Source organism: Mesorhizobium sp. C268A (assembly GCF_040324475.1).
GTDB lineage: Bacteria > Pseudomonadota > Alphaproteobacteria > Rhizobiales > Rhizobiaceae > Mesorhizobium.
In genome coordinates, this window is record NZ_JAMYVX010000001.1 from 4,930,509 (window position 1) to 4,948,087 (window position 17,579).

The window sequence follows — 17,579 nt, forward strand, 5'->3', positions numbered from 1 at the left end:
GCCCCGATTCCGTAGTCAGCGCGAGATCGGAGTGCAGGTTGATGACAGATCAATTCAAGCAAATCGAAACCATAGTAAAGGCGAAGATCGACGGCGTCGATGCATTGCTGGTTATTGGAGATTTCAATCGCGAGTTGATGAATCCGCGTCTTTTACCATGGCGCGAGGAGCATGTTTCATGGCTTCAAAAGGTTGTAACTGTGCCCTCATGCACGCTTAGGCCTTCAATCAACCCTATCGATTTTGTTCTGGTCGCAACAATTCGGGATGGGCTTAAGCTAGAGCCAATCAGCGTCGATATGAGCGACGTAGTCCATCTTGTGCCAAGGCGTATAAGCGACCATTGTCCCATGGCATTTCAGCTATCAAACTAACAGCGTGTGACGATATATGTTTCTTGAGGCTATAGTGGCGCTTTGGGTAACGTTGACCGGGCAGTCTGCCGCACCGGAAAACGCCGTGAGTTTTTTCGGCAATGTTCCGTCCTGTGACGCAATTTTGCGCGGGCGTGAGCCGAGCTTAATTCTGGACGCCGACCGTCTTCTTCCTGCCTTTCAACTTTTTTGTGATGCGCGCGACCGAGATCGACAAGGGAGCAGTTACGTCAAAACCTTCCTGACTACACACGTTGGCCGGTTCTCCCAAGCTGACGGGCTATTCTGGGCTATTGCAGATCGAACCTTCTCGGACCTCTTGTGCGATTCTATGTCTCCAACTGCGACGCACGTTCGATTGTTCGTAGGAGGAAGTGACAGTTCACTTGGCCCACTATTGGATTGCAAACTCTCCTCGGCCTACAAGAACGTACGCGCAGTCCCCCTACTGGACGGGATCGCGTCGTACCACCCGAAATTCCTAGCAACGACAGACGGCGGGAACAGTTGGACCTATGTTTCGAGCGGAAATCCTACAACGAGGTCATCGACGGTGATCGACTTCAACGTAGTCTTCCAAGGGTCGACAACAAGCCAGCTATATCTCTGGCACAGATGCGTCGTCCAGGCCTTTGACCGCTTCATTGCGTTTCCACAGGACGAGCCTTTGGAGCGGCTGTACCAACAATGCAGTCTGCCGTCTTACAGCACCCGAAACGCCTTGATCGTCCCTTACCTCATGCCCTTCGATCAAGACGCGTACTTGTCAGAGCTTGCCTTCTGGGCGGGTCGCTCCGATGCGATAGATATCTCGTCTCAGAGCTACAACTCTGACAGGATACTACACATCATACAGCTGGCGGCCAATAACGGCGCGAGTATCAGGTACTTGCGGGACGATGACATACTTTTGTCCGCAGACCCGGGATCCCTCCCGATATCCAATAGCTATGACGAACACATTCTGTGGGACAGCCAATTATGTGGATCAAACGTGTCGCGTGGTTACCTGATCACTAGACCTGAAACGGGATTCCTGCACGCGAAGTTTTTTATATTTCGCGGGTCATTTGGCGTTCGAGTGCTTTTTGGCTCTGGAAACCTGACTTACTCAGCTATCACAGAGAACATCGAGAATAATTATCTCTCGGCTGACGACAAACTTGGCTTGGCCTTTGTTGAATTCTTTGACAGATTATGGGCGATGTCAGTGAGCTATAGTAGGTGGCATTCAATCGCCGGCATGCTTGGCCCATATCGGAATAGGAAGTGGGTGAACGCCGATGACTGTACTTAACGACCTCCGCGAAGAAACTAAAGCTGCGTTCGCGCGCTTTGTTGAGAGCTCAGAAGGCGCTGAATTGCCTTTCGAGCGACTGCAATGTTATCTCGAGCAGGCGTTAGCCACTCACAAAATCTACCTGAAATTTGCGCCCTTCGAAGCAGAGTTACGGCAGGCGAAAGGAGCTTGGGAACTTGTACAGGATGGGGAAGGCCGTGTGCAGAAGGTCGTGCCCATGCTGTTAGAGCGCCTCGGCGTTGAAATAAAGCCGGCGGCCCGCATTCTTAGCGATGGCAAGGATCCTTGGGACGCGACCAAGGAGCTGGCGGAGAACTGCTTGGAAAATCTCGAGGAAAATTGGGATGATCCTGGCGAGTTGATTAATGATTTTAGGGAAGATTGGAAAGAATGGTGGGACGACCTCTCCGACTGGCTTGACAGGGGGATTGGTCGCGTCTGAGACTGATCTTGGCGGATTTGGCGGTGTATGCCGCCCGCGATTTGGCGAAGTTTTTCGCGAAGACTTCTGTTCGAGGCACCGATTGGAGAACTCCCAGCCGATATGGCCGATTTGCTCAAGTCACTGGTCGTACGCAGCCTCACGCTGAGGTCCGTTGGCTTCCGGTAGAGCCAAGAACGCAGACGAGATCGCTGATTTGAATGGTTGAATTGGCAAAAAGAATCCGACCCGGTCGGCTGTGTCCTAGTCCAGACGGATTGCAACTGCCATCAACGCGCTGACCGGGAATATCTTAAAATGAATCAATATTCCGGACTAGTCGGTCGCTGTGATTCCGCAGCAATCGCTATGAGGCGCAAAGCTGACTGGTATCATAGAGACCAACACGTGCTGAAACAGGGCCGAAACGCTTTAGTGAAAGTTGTGCCGTTCACCTCGACAGAGTCGTCTTCACTTCGCCGAAACCGTTGCCACGGGGGAGCGACAATGCATAGAAATCGAACTCCCACTGCGGGATTTTTCGCATTCTGTCGCCTTCGGCTGTTCGGGCCGGCTAGAGGGCTTGCTTCATATAGGCCGGGAGGTTGATGTTGGCTTTCAACGCGGGGATGAAACCAGGATCGTCGACGGCCGTGATCGGCGACATGCGCAAAGGTTTCAACACCGGCGCCGCGGCCTTCATGATGTCCTGCAGTGTCGAGAATTGCTGATCGTCTTCCAACTCGAAATCGATTGTGATCGCATCACGCTCGATTGCCTGAAATCCCATGATCGTAGGCGAAGGAGCGCTTGCTGCGAGCTCAGGCAGGTGCGCAAGGCCGAACGTCAACTTTGCGATTGCGGTACCAAGTGAGAGCCCGGCAAGCGGATCGTCGCCGGCTTCGGTTAAATCGAGGACGTAATCCTTCCCGCCGATAACGATGCGTTCCTGTTCCTTGGCGTCGAAGTCAAGGAAGCCAAGGCGACCGTGCCGGGGCCTTCCATTGATCAGCACAGCCAGTACGTCGCTCTCTCGTGCGTCGATGAGCTGCGCATAGGCGTCGCCCACGTCACCATCAAGGATCAGGAGGTCCGCTTTCAATCCGCGTTCAATGCTACCGACTTGGCCTTGCCAACCGAGCATTTTCGCGGGTGTCGATGTCAGCATCCGTGACAGCTCCTCAGGAGAAAACAGGCCTCCCAGATGGTCACTGACGATGCGCGCGATCTTGAGCTCGCCCAGGAGGTTCTTGCTGCCGCTTGGCGACCAGTCGGACCCGAGTGCGATCGGGACGCCGGCAGCTTTTGCGGATGCGACGTCTGCGGTCTTTCCGTAAAGCAGGAGGTTGGAAAGCGGTGACCAGACCATCCCGGCAGCAGCGGCGATGCGTTGAAAGTCGGCCGCCTGCAGTCCGGTGCAATGGATCGGGATCAGATCCGGATCGATGGCCCATGTGTTGGGCGTGTATTCGAGATCGAGGAAGCGCTGGCGTGCGTCCTGATCGGTTCCTTCGCTGAGGTGATAGAAGAAGGGGCGATCCTTCCGAAGCGCGGGGACGAGGTCCGATGCGATCTGGGGTGCCGTGTAGTCCAGCGTCTGGCCACCGGCGGCTGTGAAGGCAGGGTCGCGCGGCGCTTCGACATTGCGGGTGAGGCCTTGGTACCATTTCGAGCCGCCGCCTCTGCTTAGGCCTTGCGTTGTCGTCGTCCCGCCAAGCAGGGACCGGCATTCAACAAAGCGCGCGATGCTGCGCGGGTAGTCGACATCAACGTTGCCACCGATGACATTGGCGGGGAGGGAGATCGAAACCTTGTAGTCGGGTTCGTGCTCGCGCCACTGATTTCGGTTGGTGTAAGTCTTAGGGACGTTCCAGAGCGGCAGGAAATTGTAGCTCAAGTGGTTATGAAGCTCGATGAGGCCTGGGTAGATCGTCCCGTGGGTGTCGATCGGCGTGATGCCAGCGAATTCATTGGGAACATGACCAGGGTCGGCGACGACGGCGGCAATGCGGTCGGCTTCGATGCAGATCGCGCCATGGGAGTAGATGGTGCCGTTGCCATCCATCGTGACGATGCGGCCGACCATAACCTGTCGAACGCCGTGAACTGCTGCAATGAAATTTCCCATCTAAACTCCCCCGGAGGCTGACTTTGAAATTTTTAGGCGTTGTCTTCCTGCTGCGACTGTTGGTCGGCACGGTACCGTTCACTTGCCAAGGCCCGGTAGCGTCGAAGTAGCGTCTGAACTTCGTCCCAAACGTCCGTTTTTGCTTTGATCTTCATGATGAGCAGAGTGGCGATTGTCATGGAAATGCCGAGCTCTGTCACCGTGCGGTGAAAATCGTCGTCATCGAGCGCCGGATGAAGGTTTAGCGTTGCCAAGCCGGTTTCGGGATGCTGGATATAGTGCCGGTTGAGAGCGGTGACGCTGACGTGAGCGGCGTCCCCGGAAATATCGCGATAGCTGCGATAAAGCCGATCGAAGTCGCTGCCCTCCAGGAGCGTACCGAGTTGGATTGCCTTCGCGCCCTGGAGTCCTTGATCGACAAATTCCTGCAGCTGTTGCCTGACGTCATCGGTGCCGCTGAACGTCTTCGCATCGAGATGAAGAGCAGCCCGAGAATGCCGGCTCTTAAAGTCGTCGTCCTTTATTTTTGAGACGAAAGCGGGATTTCGGTCCAGCGCGATGAGGTACATCGTGGCCTCAAGGACGCCCCGGGAATGGATGCGAAAATCAAGCTGTCGGTCGTTTTCGAGCAGGAGCAAGGCACCCTGGAAGAGCGTCAGCGCTCGGGCGTACAGCGCCATTTTGAGCGCAATCAGCTCCCGCTCCTCGTCTGAGGCGACGTCGACCGGATCTTCTGAAGTGAAGCGCCTGGCAGCGTCGACATAGTCATTCATCCAGGCAAGCCATTGCGATGAGCGCGATTGTTGTTCGGTCACGGAAAATAGCTCCGAAAAAATTGGTATGGCTGGGGTTTCCTGACAGAATTTTGCGGGAGGCCGATGCCATCGGCACGCATATAGGAAAAGCAAAGAGTGTTGAGTCTCGTCTTCTTGCGGGCGAATTCGTTTTTCACGTCGCGGCCTCGATTTCCATTGAGATATTTCATGGTAAATGAATGTCATGAGGGGTGGTTTGCAAGAAATACTTTCAGTATTAGCGGCTGCGGTGCGTGCACTTCTGCAGGATAAGGATCTTGCCTATGCGGATCCCGCCGAGAGGGCGCTTGTCGCTCGGATTCGGGATCTCCTTCATGGGAGATATGCCGGCTGGTCGATCTGGAGTGGAATCGCCGGGAGGATGTGATCAAGCGCCTTCGCTATGACCTGAGTGATGATGAGTTGATTGGCAAGGATGCGATCGTCCCCGACCTGATCGTACATCAGGTCGGGAAGCGTGAAAATTTGCTCGTCGTCGAGGTCAAGAAGTCGACCAACAAGGACTTCGATGGGGACATCTGGAAACTGAAGGGAATGACGGAGCAGGCCGGGGCTTACGGGTATCAGGTTGGGCTTCATCTGGTGATCGACGTGAAGGCGGGGTTGCGCCGCGTTGCGACGTCTATATCGATGCTGCGTTGGACGAAGAGTTGACGCAGTGGATGCGCGCCGAGCTAGGGGGAGCAGATTGACTGCAGATCTTGTTGAGATCGTGAAACTGCTTGGTCGCTTTACCGGGCCGGACTTGACGCGGACATTATCGCGCATCGAGGGTGCAGTGCGAGGCATCTCGGCCGGCGATTGCACGGGTTTCCTCGCAAGTGCCGGGGCTGGCCGTGAGGTGCTGGCGGCCGCGGCCGGCATGAAGCGGCTTGCGGGACAGATCAACGTCACAATCCACGCGCTCGGCATCCTCATGTGCCTGCCACATATTCTCGAGCCGGACGAGCGCGTCGAATCTGTGTCTCTCGGTGCGGGAAATACGGGCCGCGATTTCGATCTGGACGAATGTCCGGGTTGCGGAATTCAAATTTATCCAGTGGAGAGGCGGGCCCGAGACGATCCGCCAGAATTCGGTTTTCAAGGATTACCTTCTGCTTGCGGAGCATCCGACGGCGAAGCGCAAGTACCTTTATTTGCTCGGAACGGAGCATGCGATCAGGTTCTTGCGCGGCGGTCGCGCCATGTCGAGTGTCTTGAGCAGAAACGCCAAGCTCCAGACGATGTTTACGGAGCGGTTTGGGGAGCGCTTCCGGACGGTCGGCGATTATTATGCAGCTCACGCCAACGCGGTTCAGATCGATGATGTGTCGCCCTGGCTTTCGGAATTGGCGGAGGAGCTGATCGCGGAGCCGGATATGGAGATGAGCGCTTGAAGTGCAACGCAGATGGGCGAATGCGTTTGCGAGCGGGAAAACACTGAAGGGCTGGGATGGGGAAAACGCTTTACATCATCGGAAACGGCTTCGACCTCCACCACGGAATTCCGTCATCCTATTGGGCTTTCGGAGAGTATCTGAAGCGGACGGATGCCAAGACCTACGAGGTGGTCGAAAAATACTTCGCGATGGATGCGCAGTTCTGGGCCGAATTCGAGGATCGGTTGGCCTCGTTTGACAGCGATTCACTGATTGAGGACGCCTCCAACTTTCTGGTCGGATATGGGGCCGACGATTGGAGTGACGCATACCACCATGATTACCAGTACGAGATCAAACAGGCGGTCGAGGCGATCTCGACGAAGCTGCGGTTGCGGTTCGCCGAATGGATACGCCAGCTTCCTGTCCCATTCGCTGCTGAGTTCAGCGGACAGCGCGTTCCGGTGGATCCCTCAGCGGTCTTCTTGAACTTCAATTACACGCCGTCGCTACAACGCCTGTACGGGGTTCCCGACAGCAACGTGTTGCATATCCATGGAGCGGCCGCGAACCCAACGGAGACGTTGGTGCTGGGCCATGGATGGGAGCCCGATCCAAATCCGGATCCCTACCGTTTCGAGCAGGATCCGGAGGGGGCGGATATGCGTGTCGTCGAAGGGCAGGGGATTGTCGACGACTACTTCAGGGACACGTTCAAGCCCACCGCCAACGTCATCGAGAAAAATGCGGCCTTCTTTGCCGGGCTGTCGGATGTGGATCGGATTGTTGTGATGGGACATTCGGTGTCGGAGGTTGACCACCCGTATTTTGAGGAGGTCATCGAGAATATCGACGTCAATCGGGTCCGCTGGAAGGTCAGCTACTACGGCGATCTTGATGGGCTGCGTAAGCGCATGGAATCGCTGGGTGTGCCGGCCGATCTGACAGAATATGCCTTGCTGAATGTGTTTTGAACCATTGAAGAGCTTTGAAATCGGAGGGGAATGAATTTGGCGAAGACGGCCCACGAGCAGACATTCCAGACGTCGGCTTCGGGCCAGAAGCTGCCATTGGTTTAGAAGCTCGCAAATGACCGTGATGGGGTCGCAAGCCGTCGTCGAAATCATCCTGCATTCAACCGCAGCTATTCGATGTGTTCTAGGGCTGTTGATGTGGAGCACGCTTGCGACCGCAACAGTTGCACTTGCCGCTCAACGACTTCAGACAAAACCTCACCGCGTTCGGACACCAAATTCAGTCTAAGGTTCTATCTCGCTTGCTGTCCACGCAGTGGGAGATTGGCGAAGAGCGCGCACGAGCGCGCGTGGGCAACGATGTTCAGGGACTTTGGGCCAGCCGCCGTTCGCGAACCAACTCTACGTTCGCCGGCCCTTTTGCTCTTCGTGCCGTTCGGCGTCAAAGGCGTGCTTTCCCTGCGCGTTCCACAGGTCCCGCGTATGCTCTCCTTCATGGCTCTGCAGTTTGGCGCCGATCCAGAGCAGCGCGCCGTAGATGATAGCGCGATCGTCATTGGTGAGCTCGACGATGCCAGCCTTGACGACGAGCCCGCCGAGTTCGATGAGCTGCCGTGTGCGCTTGCGGCGCGCGACCTGCCAAGTCCGCATGTCATGCCGAGCCAGAGCCGATTGCCGACGATTGTGTGCTGCCTTGTTGCACTTGAGCGTCGCGAGGGTTGCGCTGAGATGCCGGAGCAGTTCGCCGGGACCGGCTCTCGAAAAACATCACCCCACGCTTGGCCCATGCCTCACGCTTTGAGGCGTCTTTCGTCTCGGCGATCGCGACCAGTGCGCCAGCCAGTTCTTCGCTGCTGAGGGCATCGGCGCCGGTGGCGATCACCAGCTCGCCAAGTTGCAGCACCTTGCGCGTTTTGAGCTCTCGCGCTTTGTCCTCCAGCGCCTTCAGTTCGGTGTCGAAGTCCCGTGGTTTGCGCATGATTGTCTCCATCGGTTGTCGATCTCTGGATGATAGTTGAGCGTCCGCCGGAAGGCTTCAGGCTTGCCGAGACAGCCGGGGACGGGCTGGTCCATCCCGAGATTTTTTCGAGGGAGGGCGCGCTTATACGTCGTGCCGACGTGCGCTTTGGCGTGCAAATGATCTGGTCGCGATGGCGATCTATCATCTTCACGTCAAGGTCATTGGCCGCAAGGCAGGGAGCAGTGCTGTAGCGTCGGCCGCCTACCGCTCGGCTTCGCGGCTGCGTGACGAGCGGATCGAACGCAGCCATGATTTTTCAGCCAAACGTGGTGTCGTCCATTCCGAAGTGATGCTGCCTGCGAATGCACCCGAAGCCTGGCGCGGCCGCGAACGGCTGTGGAACGATGTCGAGGCGTTCGAAGTCCGCAAGGATGCGCAGCTTGCCCGCGAGGTCGAGTTTGCGCTCCCGCGCGAACTCAGCCAGGCGGAAGGCATCGAGTTAGCGCGCGACTTTGTACAAGTCGAGTTTGTCAGCCGGGGCATGGTGGCCGATCTCAATGTGCATTGGGACAGAGCAGAGGATGGCAGCCCCAAGCCGCATGCTCATGTCATGCTCACCATGCGGTCCGTGGACGAGAACGGTTTTGGCGCCAAGGTTCGCGACTGGAATGCTACCCAGCTGGTCGAGCGCTGGCGCGAGCGATGGGCGGAGCTTGCCAATGAACGCTTGGCCGAACTCGACATCGACGCCCGCATCGATCATCGCAGTCTGGAAGCGCAGGGCATTGCCCTGGAGCCGCAAACGCAGATTGGTGCACCGGCTCAACGCATCGAAGGCAGTGGCCCTGCTGCTGGCGGCATTGAAGCCGATCGCGCCGAACTGCATCGCGAGATCGCGCGCAACAATGGCGCGCGCATCATTGCCGATTCTAACGTCGCGCTGGACGCCATCACCCATCAGCAGTCGACCTTCACCCGAAAAGACATCGCCAAGTTTGCGCATCGACACAGCGACGGAATGGAGCAGTTCAACGCGGTCGTGGCAGCCATCAGCAATGCACCCGATCTGGTCGAACTCGGCAAGGACAGGCGCAGCGAAGACCGGTTCACCACTCGGCAGATGATCGAGACCGAACAGCGCCTGCATCGCGCGGCAGAGCGTATCGATTTGGACGACCGACACGCGGTGATTGACGCACATCGCGAGGCAGCGCTGGCGCTGGCTGCGCAACGCGGGCTTGTCCTGTCAGGCGAGCAGACAGATGCGTTGGATCACATCACCGATGGCCGCGGTCTTGGTGTCGTCGTGGGCTTTGCCGGCACGGGCAAGAGCGCCATGCTGGGCGTTGCGCGCCAGGCATGGGCAGCGGCGGGCTACGAGGTTCGAGGTGCCGCACTCTCCGGCATTGCCGCCGAGAATCTGGAAGGCGGATCAGGCATCCCGTCACGCACCATCGCCAGTATGGAGCATAGCTGGGGACAGGGCCGCGATCTGCTCACCGCGCGCGATGTCCTGGTGATCGATGAGGCCGGTATGGTCGGCACGCGCCAGTTGGAGCGCGTGCTCTCCCATGCGGCGGACGTTGGCGCAAAGATCGTCCTCGTCGGCGATCCGCAGCAGTTGCAGGCAATCGAAGCGGGCGCTGCATTCCGCTCTATCCACGAGCGACACGGCGGCGTCGAAATCGGTCAGGTGCGTCGGCAGCGCGAGGACTGGCAGCGTGATGCCACGCGCGATCTGGCAACCGGCAGGATCGGCGCTGCGATCAACGCCTACGACGCGCAAGGCATGGTGCATCAGTCTGCGACGCGCGACGAGGCTCGCATCAATCTCGTCGTGCGCTGGGATCGCGACAGGCAGGCAGACCCAGAGGCAAGCCGGATCATTCTCACCCACACAAACGACGAAGTGAGCGCCCTGAACCAGGCCGCGCGCCAGCGCATGCGCGCTGCTGGAGAACTCGGCGACGAGGTGCAAGTGATTGTCGAACGCGGCCCAAGAACCTTCGCCAGCGGCGACCGGGTCATGTTCCTGCGCAACGAGCGTGGCCTCGGCGTCAAGAACGGCACGCTTGGCATGGTGGAAGAGCTCAGCACACAGAGCATGACCGTGCGCACCGATGACAACAGATCGGTTCGCTTCGACCTGAAAGACTATGCGCACATTGACCACGGCTATGCCGCGACCATTCACAAGGCGCAGGGCATGACCGTCGACCGGACGCATGTGCTCGCCACGCCGGGCATGGATGCACATGGCAGCTACGTCGCATTGTCGCGGCATCGAGACAGCGCGGACCTGCATTACGGCGGAGACGACTTCACAACCCGCGAACGCCTCGTCCATACGCTGTCACGGGACCGCGCCAAGGACATGGCGTCGGATTACGAGCAGGTCGACCCGGCGCAACACTATGCCGAGCGGCGCGGCATCACGTTCCGCGAGCGCGTGGTCGAGATCGTGCGCCGGATCGTTCCGGAGAAGCTGCGCGACAGGATCAGCGGATTGCTGGACGGGTTGCGCTCGCCCGCAGACGGCGAGCCCATGCAGGAACGTGGACCTGGGCCGGGAAGGGAGAGTGTTGGGGTGCGGATCGGAGATGCAGACGCGACGCCCGGCAGAGGAAATCTCGCCACCGGAGTGCCACGCGCCGCGAATGTGCCGGTGGACGCGGAAGCGGCGTTGCGAAGCGCTCGTACGAAGGCGCTTGTTCGTCACGCACGCGCTCTCGACGCGATATCGCACAACGGAGATGCGGATGGGCAGGGCAGTCCCGAGCAGATGCGCGAGTTGAGGGATGCACGTAGCGCCTTCGAGAAGGTGCGGCCGTATGGCTGGCGCGATGCCGAAGCGGCTTATGTGAAAAATCCCGAGCTGGTTCGTGAAGCGGGTGCCGGCCGCGTCAACCGAATCGTGCTTGCTCTCCAGCTTGAAACGGAAATCCGCACCGGGATGGACATCGATCCCGGCCGCCGCGCCGACCGTTTCGTCGAACGCTGGCAAAAGCTCGATCGGACGGGACGGGAGCAATATCAGACCGGCGACATGTCCGGCTACAAGTCAACGCGTTCGGCCATGTCCGATATGGCCAAGAGCCTTGAACGCGATCCTCAACTTGAATCCCTACTGGCCAATCATAAGAAGGCGCTTGGCATCCAGGTCGAATCCGGCCGGCGTCTGGGTGTGGAACTCGCTTTCAACCACGGCATTGGCAGCGGCCGTGGCATAGGAATCTAAACCCTCCGATTCGCCGCCGTTTTCACGCCCCAGATCGACGCGATGACAAATCTGATTGCGCGGCGACCTTGGGTTGTCCTGTCTGGTTCCAGCAGGTGCCAAATGCTCTGAGCGAAAGACAAGGCAGCCATGCCTGAACTGGATCGTATCATTCGCCTTAAGACCGTCCTCGCGCGGACCGGCTTGTCCCGCTCGACGATGTACCGAAAAATCGGCGAAGGCACGTTCCCGGCCCAGGTCAAGATCAGCTTAAACGGTGCGGGATGGAGGGAGTCGGACATCAATCGGTGGGTCGCTGATCCTGTCTCATGGCACACCAATGCATCACGAAAAAACAGCGACTAGTGGCGGTGGAGTGGCAGGTTGCGCCCATCGTTGAACAGTCCTCTCTGATGTAAGTTCAACGACTGGGAAGAGGCCGGAAGCGGAATGGCAGCTCATTGAGGAGCCATATCCGGAACATAGTCCGACGCATTCCTAGCTACGCTTGTTTCGAGGCGATAGCAAGAATGTGGCAGCGGTAGTGCCGTTGCCTACCGATCATTAGAGAGCAGGTGAACCGTGCGTGCTAGTCGCTCAGATCGAGATGTCAGAATACCGCGTGCCCTGCGGCCAGCAGCCACCGCGATGATCGCCTATAGGTTGAGTGGCGCATCATCCTGATCCCACCCAAATACATCTTGATGCGGAACGTCGACGTCGCGAAGGCGAAATCGCGATATCAGAAATTTCTCAGCTCCCTGATAATCCACGCTTGGTGGCCAATGCAGCTGCCAGCTGCTGAAAAAGGCACCAAGGTAAACCTTGGCATGGGCGCTTAGCAGCTCATCGGTGAACACGGCCGGTAGGAGCGCATCGGCCTCGGTTTCGACCTTATCTAACAGGGCCATTCCCCGGCTTCGGAGCTCCTCAAGTGGGAGATCTTCCGGCACATCAAGCCGAATGCCCATCGCGATGTTGCTTAAGATGCTCAGAATCTCCCAATCTTTCATGCCTCGTTCATGCATCTCGAGCAATCGCGCCCGAGTGCCAGGATCGTGAGCGATGCCTGAAATTGTGTACCGAAGCGATACAAGGACTTTGTCATACCTATTTTGCGCGTCACCGAGTGCACGTTCCAACTCGAACGTTGGACCCGGCCCGTCGAACCACTGAACACGGCCGCCGGCGCGGCTGACGAAGGAACGCTCGGGATCGAGAGGCGCGATCGACTGGCGGAAGAACTCGGCAAATAGATCCTCAGGAACAAACTCCCGGAATAGTTCCGCGTAGGGCCGACCAACAAAGGTTGGTTCCAGCACGGACCTGTCAAATTGCCTCGCTAAGGCCTCATCATCGAGCACGGAGATTGCGCGAAGGGCCGCAGCGAACACCAATAGAACATCAGCACTTTCCTCCGGCCCTCGGTCCCGCGACGGCAGCGTCACGCGAAATGCGGCTCGCGTCTCGGTCGGCTCTTCTACCGTCAGTCTCTCAATCGCGTCGGAAACCTCGATATTCATGGTGATATCGACCGGGACGATTCCCAGGTCCCTGTTCGCGAAGGCGAAGACTACAAGCTGCAGTTCCGCGATGATCTGCTCGGCCGGTGGGGTCGTGCGATAGTCGTTGAGGAAAACGCAAGTCCAGCGGATGCCCAGCCCCTCCCAGCGGACGTGTCGTTCGAGCCCGAGATCGCCGAAGGGTCGATCGAGTAGTGCTTCCTCAAGGCCGGTCCACGCCTCCGGCCAGGTGCCTCGGTTCCAAAAGCCATCGGGCTCGTTCGCGGCGCTCAGAATCGGATCTCTGAGTAAGGGAGGCCACTCGCCTACAAGTTCGTCTAGCGCCTGGCGTGTCGTCGGGCTCCCCCGCTTCAGGAAACCAAGTAGGGACGCCAACTGTCCCAGACTGCTCTGCAGGCGCGGATGCCGCTCGGTGTTCAGTGGATGATCGTCATGGAAAATATGGGCTTGAATGAACACGGGAAGCAGCCGAAGAAACCCAAACGAATTGCCGGCACCGTCTTCGGCATCGAGCAGGTCGAGCAGAGCCTCGGGTTGCAGGCGGCGGACACCGTCGTCCCGCTCGTAACGGGTTAGAAGCGCGGCCGTCATCGCATGGTACTTCGCAGCATAGGCGAGACCATGTTGGCGATATTGTTCGGCAAGCAGGACCAGGATGCGCACCGCTCCTACTAATCGCTCATCAGAGAACCACTTGGCTTTGGCTCGATGAAGTTCCCGGATGGCAGCCGCGGGTTGGTCCCGCTCGAGCAGCGACAGAGCTCGATCGATGGCCTTCTCACCGGCCGCGACGCCGCCCATACGCTCAGCCAGCAGATCATCGGCTCGTGCTGCGAGACCCATCAACTCCGGATCGTCACCGCGGAGCTTGACTATCTCGACCAGCAAATCCGCAAATGCTTCGATCGGATAAAGTGACGCTTGCTCGGCGCTGTCCAACATCGCGTTCCAGAATGCGATCACAGCAGAAAAATCGGGCGCCAGGCCGGGTCCTGCAGGCGTCTGCTCCAGAAGGCCCCGCACGTGCAGCAGGCCCGCCCTTCGTCCCGGACCGATCGCTTCGTCGAGTTCTGATTGCACGGCATCTGCGAGTTTGCGCCGATAGTCATGCAGATCGGACTCCTTCGTGAGGAACTGTCCCAGCCAGTACCCACCAAACGCGTAGGTCAGTAACGTCGCAGCCGTAGTCAGATCGCCGATGTCTGTATGGGCTTCGACGTCGACGAAGTAGTCGGCAACCAGATGAGCCTGACTGGTCATGTCGCCGCGACCACGCAGATGAGCGACGGCTATCTCATAACTCGCCGAGCGAACCAGATCGCGCGGCGCCATCGGCACGAGGAAGCCCGCCATTCTCTCTATCCAGAATGATAGGTCCGGTCGTGCGACAGCTTCAAACGTAGCATGACGCAGACCCGCTTTGATCGCAACGAAGTCGGCGCGGCTGATCGGAAGCACCGTCCGAGCCTTCCAATCCACTTTATGCTGCGCATAGCCGTCGTCCTCCGACTGCATCTGTGGGCTGATCTCGGCTGGGACGTGCAGAAATTCCTCCGCGATCCAGAACAGGTCGGGCTCAGCCAACCACTCTGCAATGGTATTGCCGTCGAAGATTTGGAGCTCAGCCCCCATGCCGCTGGCCGCGGTTACCAATTCCTGGCGTTTGGCAATCGGGAGATTCGCCTCGCAGAAATAGACGATCTCGTCGACCTTGCCAGTCGCGAGGATCTTTTCGACATCGCCACGGATCTTTCTTTCTATGCGCTTTTCGAGACTACAGGCAAACGCGACCGCCCATTCTCGCGATGAGCGCGCCGCGAACAGGGAGCCGGCCACGGGTAGCGGAATCCCGGTTCGAAACGTCTCGAAATCGCGGCCTCCGTCCCCACCGGCGCTGACGGGGCCCGTCGCAGGCAGGATGTTGCTGTAGATGCGGGCGCGGGCAAGATGGCGTGCGAGATGCTCGAACTCGTGGTGTGCATTACGGGAACCCAACTCGCTCAAATGAAAGCGGAGCTGGGCGGCGAGTTGGACAGGATTTACCATTTCATGCGCGTGTGTCGGCCGAACACACGCCCCCCCAATCCGACGATCTGCGAGAATTGCGATAAACGCGACCCGGTGAGCATATGGGTCGAGCACATATCAATGTCCGCCTTCACCGGTTCAACCGCGGAGCTGGATACGCTGGCGTATCTGCTGGTAGATTTGAATCTCGGCTTCGTGTGCGACCTGCACGACGATGGCAAACCGTTGGCGGTCAAGCTCCGTCGCCCACCCGGCTTCGCATCGAACGACGATGTAATAGCGATCGCCGTAGTTCGAAATGTCGGTCTTGAACGTCGCAGTAGCCGACTGGAGCGTACTCTTCTCCCTCGATTGCGGACCGGGGACCATCTTACACTGGAACCGATTTGCGATGTCGGGGATCGCCTCGTCACGCGGTCGGCGGCGATAGTGTTCCGAGATCAGCGCCGGCTCGCACCCCCGCACAAGGCGGAAACTCATACCGACGCCGGCATAGTCATTGCGGCTGTGACGGACCGGCGGATCGTACGCAAGCGAAACGCGGATCGTGCGCCGGCCATTTGTGCTCTGAAATAGTGCTGGAACCGGCAGCTCGTAGATGGCGAAATGATCGATCGCCAGCTCGTCTTCCGCACAGAGCACGACGCGTGCGTCATCGGAGAATGCGGCGTGCTCCAGATTGATCTGCCCGTAACCACACACCCACCGGACTGCGTCGTCGCCCAACGGCGACAAACGCCGGTGTGCGGCCTCAGGTACAGTCGCCGAGGTGGCAAGTAGTGCGCGCACGAGGTTGGCCGACGCCTCTGGAAATCGGGACAAAACCTGCGCCGCCTTGAAGGCGACGAGCGGCGCCGCATAGGAGGTGCCCGATCCGCTGGTGATCAAATGCTCAATCGGCCGATGATGAAGCGTTAGCAGGCCGGCGCTCGCGATGTCGCGGCCGTCGCGTAGTCTCTGAACGAGAGGGTCGACGATCATCGTACCGCCGATGTCTATGAAATCCGGCTTGACCGATCCCTCCACCCCGGGCCCGACCCGCGTAAATGGCGACGGCTCGCCCTCCTGCGTGATCGGACGCACCGCAACCTCTGCGCCTAGTCGCGCATCGAGCCCATTGCCATGGGCGAGAGACCCGACCGTCACAACGTTGATGGCGCCGCCGGGCTCAAAAATCCGGTTGCCCTCTTCGATTAGGTAGCGGGGATACTCGGTCACAGCCTGTTCGATCCTGTTGCCCGCACGCGGGGCACGGTTGCCGGCCGAGACCACGATCACAACATCAAGCTCGCGCGCGAGTTCATCCAGTGTCGCGGCCCAGGTGCCGACTTTCCCACCGTCATAGACGCGCTTGCGGTCGGCTAGCGCGATGACAAACAGCCGGCATCCAAAACGGGCGTGAAGCGCAGTGACCGCTTCTCGCATCTGAGAGGGTACCAGTCGCCTCTCATCGAAATCGCCACGCTCGTTGACGACTTTGGCGGAACAAAGACGCGCTGCGCGCGCGAGGGCACCGCCGGCAAGCTGAGCACGAAGATCTCCGAATACGGCCACGCCGCCGACGCGCGTTCCATGCCCCCATTCGTCGGCAGTGCCCAGACGTTCGGGAACGCCGATCGCGCCCACGAGGATGTCCTCAATTAGGGGATGGTCATTGACGCCGCTGTCGATCACGCCGATGAGCGGCGCGTCTTCACCAAGGAGCCCCGGCTCCGGCAGTTCGCCGAGTTCGAGGCGCATGGCTTCTGCCGTTGCAACGTCCGGGGACGGCGGAAGGTCGATGGACGCGACGTCCTCAAGCGACAGCAACGATCGAAAAACCTCTCCGCTGGCGCGGATACGTGCCATGGTGATCGACGGCCCAATATACTCGTCGAGCCATTCGCCGCCGCGAGCGACCACATAGGCTTCGATGTCGCCAAGTTTGCGCTGACGTAGGTCACGTCGGCCCAGATCCCAGAGCTCCAGGTCGGCGATCAACTCACCGACAGCGTCGAAGTCTTCGGAATCGGTGTAGCCCTCTTCTCTCAGGCGCATCCCAATCCGATCTCTTGGATCGACCGTACCAACCGATGCAATCGAGGCGACGAAGTTCGCATACGGAGCGCCCGCCTGCCCAGCCGGGATCGGACCGCCATAGGCGACGATCCGCGCCCGGAAGTCGTGCAATTCGTCGTTTGACGAAAAAAGGACAAGAGTTCGGTCAGCGTCGCTCGATAGCACGGTTAGGCCTAGATCCTCCCAGTCACTTTCGAGCAGCGAACCCGTCATGCGGACACGAAGGATCAGAGATGGATTGACGGTCCCAGGAGGACGGCGACGCTGCTGAACCGCGACCGCATCGTTGAGCTCCTCGGCGATTCGGCGGCTGTGATCAGGACGGTCGCGCTCCGGTGCTGCACCAAAGCCCGGGCGCTTGCGGCGTTCGAGTTGCTCCGGCAGCCTTGCGAGCTGCAAATGGTCGTACCGGGCCATTAAAG

At 58.9% G+C, this 17,579-nt stretch carries 14 protein-coding genes; 8 read left to right on the forward strand and 6 right to left on the reverse strand.

Annotated features, from left to right (window positions below; all coding sequences use genetic code 11):
• Positions 1–41: 41 nt before the first annotated feature.
• From NKL06_RS24075 to NKL06_RS24085, 3 genes are all read left to right on the forward strand, one after another.
• The gene (locus NKL06_RS24075; protein WP_156939127.1) at positions 42–374 is read left to right on the forward strand and encodes an exonuclease/endonuclease/phosphatase family protein; all 333 of its coding nucleotides are present in this window, start codon (positions 42–44) and stop codon (positions 372–374) included.
• A gap of 739 nt (positions 375–1,113) precedes the next feature.
• Positions 1,114–1,671 (forward strand): phospholipase D family protein, encoded by a 558-nt coding sequence (locus NKL06_RS24080; RefSeq protein WP_352499166.1) that lies wholly within the window; start codon positions 1,114–1,116, stop codon positions 1,669–1,671.
• Complete coding sequence (locus tag NKL06_RS24085; RefSeq protein WP_023691665.1) at positions 1,658–2,116, forward strand: hypothetical protein; 459 nt, start codon at positions 1,658–1,660, stop codon at positions 2,114–2,116. Before NKL06_RS24080 ends, NKL06_RS24085 begins: the two co-directional genes overlap by 14 nt.
• A 553-nt stretch (positions 2,117–2,669) precedes the next feature.
• Here NKL06_RS24085 and NKL06_RS24090 read toward each other — a convergent pair.
• Complete coding sequence (locus NKL06_RS24090) at positions 2,670–4,223, reverse strand: amidohydrolase family protein (protein WP_023691664.1); 1,554 nt, start codon at positions 4,221–4,223, stop codon at positions 2,670–2,672.
• Positions 4,224–4,255: 32 nt separating this feature from the next.
• A complete protein-coding gene (locus tag NKL06_RS24095; protein WP_031210367.1) occupies positions 4,256–5,038 on the reverse strand; it encodes a DUF5677 domain-containing protein in 783 nt (260 codons plus the stop codon).
• 363 nt (positions 5,039–5,401) lie between these two features.
• Between NKL06_RS24095 and NKL06_RS24100 the strand changes: the two genes are divergently transcribed.
• From NKL06_RS24100 to NKL06_RS24110, 3 genes are all read left to right on the forward strand, one after another.
• Positions 5,402–5,692, forward strand: a complete 291-nt coding sequence (locus tag NKL06_RS24100; protein ID WP_023691660.1) for a hypothetical protein — start codon at positions 5,402–5,404, stop codon at positions 5,690–5,692.
• 317 nt (positions 5,693–6,009) lie between these two features.
• On the forward strand, positions 6,010–6,414 hold the full coding sequence (locus NKL06_RS24105) for a hypothetical protein (RefSeq protein ID WP_245267080.1): 405 nt from the start codon (positions 6,010–6,012) through the stop codon (positions 6,412–6,414).
• Positions 6,415–6,470: 56 nt separating this feature from the next.
• Positions 6,471–7,370, forward strand: coding sequence for a bacteriophage abortive infection AbiH family protein (locus NKL06_RS24110; protein ID WP_023691659.1), 900 nt, complete (start codon positions 6,471–6,473; stop codon positions 7,368–7,370).
• 402 nt (positions 7,371–7,772) lie between these two features.
• Here the strand turns inward: NKL06_RS24110 and NKL06_RS24115 are convergent, their stop codons facing one another.
• Both NKL06_RS24115 and NKL06_RS24120 read right to left on the reverse strand, forming a co-directional pair.
• Positions 7,773–8,021, reverse strand: coding sequence for a conjugal transfer protein TraD (locus NKL06_RS24115; protein WP_023691658.1), 249 nt, complete (start codon positions 8,019–8,021; stop codon positions 7,773–7,775).
• A 1-nt stretch (position 8,022) separates the two neighbouring features.
• Complete coding sequence (locus NKL06_RS24120) at positions 8,023–8,349, reverse strand: conjugal transfer protein TraD (RefSeq protein WP_023691657.1); 327 nt, start codon at positions 8,347–8,349, stop codon at positions 8,023–8,025.
• Positions 8,350–8,521: 172 nt separating this feature from the next.
• Here NKL06_RS24120 and traA point away from each other — a divergent pair, with 172 nt between their 5' ends.
• Both traA and NKL06_RS24130 read left to right on the forward strand, forming a co-directional pair.
• Positions 8,522–11,569 (forward strand): Ti-type conjugative transfer relaxase TraA, encoded by a 3,048-nt coding sequence (gene traA, locus NKL06_RS24125; protein ID WP_023691656.1) that lies wholly within the window; start codon positions 8,522–8,524, stop codon positions 11,567–11,569.
• Between the two features lie 129 nt (positions 11,570–11,698).
• Positions 11,699–11,914, forward strand: a complete 216-nt coding sequence (locus tag NKL06_RS24130; protein WP_032998854.1) for a helix-turn-helix transcriptional regulator — start codon at positions 11,699–11,701, stop codon at positions 11,912–11,914.
• A 290-nt stretch (positions 11,915–12,204) separates the two neighbouring features.
• Here the strand turns inward: NKL06_RS24130 and NKL06_RS24135 are convergent, their stop codons facing one another.
• Both NKL06_RS24135 and NKL06_RS24140 read right to left on the reverse strand, forming a co-directional pair.
• On the reverse strand, positions 12,205–15,117 hold the full coding sequence (locus NKL06_RS24135; RefSeq protein ID WP_023691654.1) for a hypothetical protein: 2,913 nt from the start codon (positions 15,115–15,117) through the stop codon (positions 12,205–12,207).
• 120 nt (positions 15,118–15,237) lie between these two features.
• Positions 15,238–17,574, reverse strand: a complete 2,337-nt coding sequence (locus NKL06_RS24140) for a S8 family peptidase (RefSeq protein ID WP_031210365.1) — start codon at positions 17,572–17,574, stop codon at positions 15,238–15,240.
• Between the last annotated feature and the right edge of the window lie 5 nt (positions 17,575–17,579).

Bases quoted from the DNA above. Each gene is read 5' to 3' on its own strand.
- NKL06_RS24075 (WP_156939127.1), top strand. From the start codon at position 42: ATGACAGATCAATTCAAGCAAATCGAAACCATAGTAAAGGCGAAGATC.
- NKL06_RS24080 (WP_352499166.1), top strand. From the start codon at position 1,114: ATGCCCTTCGATCAAGACGCGTACTTGTCAGAGCTTGCCTTCTGGGCG.
- NKL06_RS24085 (WP_023691665.1), top strand. From the start codon at position 1,658: ATGACTGTACTTAACGACCTCCGCGAAGAAACTAAAGCTGCGTTCGCG.
- NKL06_RS24090 (WP_023691664.1), bottom strand. From the start codon at position 4,223: ATGGGAAATTTCATTGCAGCAGTTCACGGCGTTCGACAGGTTATGGTC.
- NKL06_RS24110 (WP_023691659.1), top strand. From the start codon at position 6,471: ATGGGGAAAACGCTTTACATCATCGGAAACGGCTTCGACCTCCACCAC.
- NKL06_RS24115 (WP_023691658.1), bottom strand. From the start codon at position 8,021: ATGCGGACTTGGCAGGTCGCGCGCCGCAAGCGCACACGGCAGCTCATC.
- NKL06_RS24120 (WP_023691657.1), bottom strand. From the start codon at position 8,349: ATGCGCAAACCACGGGACTTCGACACCGAACTGAAGGCGCTGGAGGAC.
- traA (WP_023691656.1), top strand. From the start codon at position 8,522: ATGGCGATCTATCATCTTCACGTCAAGGTCATTGGCCGCAAGGCAGGG.
- NKL06_RS24130 (WP_032998854.1), top strand. From the start codon at position 11,699: ATGCCTGAACTGGATCGTATCATTCGCCTTAAGACCGTCCTCGCGCGG.
- NKL06_RS24135 (WP_023691654.1), bottom strand. From the start codon at position 15,117: ATGGTAAATCCTGTCCAACTCGCCGCCCAGCTCCGCTTTCATTTGAGC.
- NKL06_RS24140 (WP_031210365.1), bottom strand. From the start codon at position 17,574: ATGGCCCGGTACGACCATTTGCAGCTCGCAAGGCTGCCGGAGCAACTC.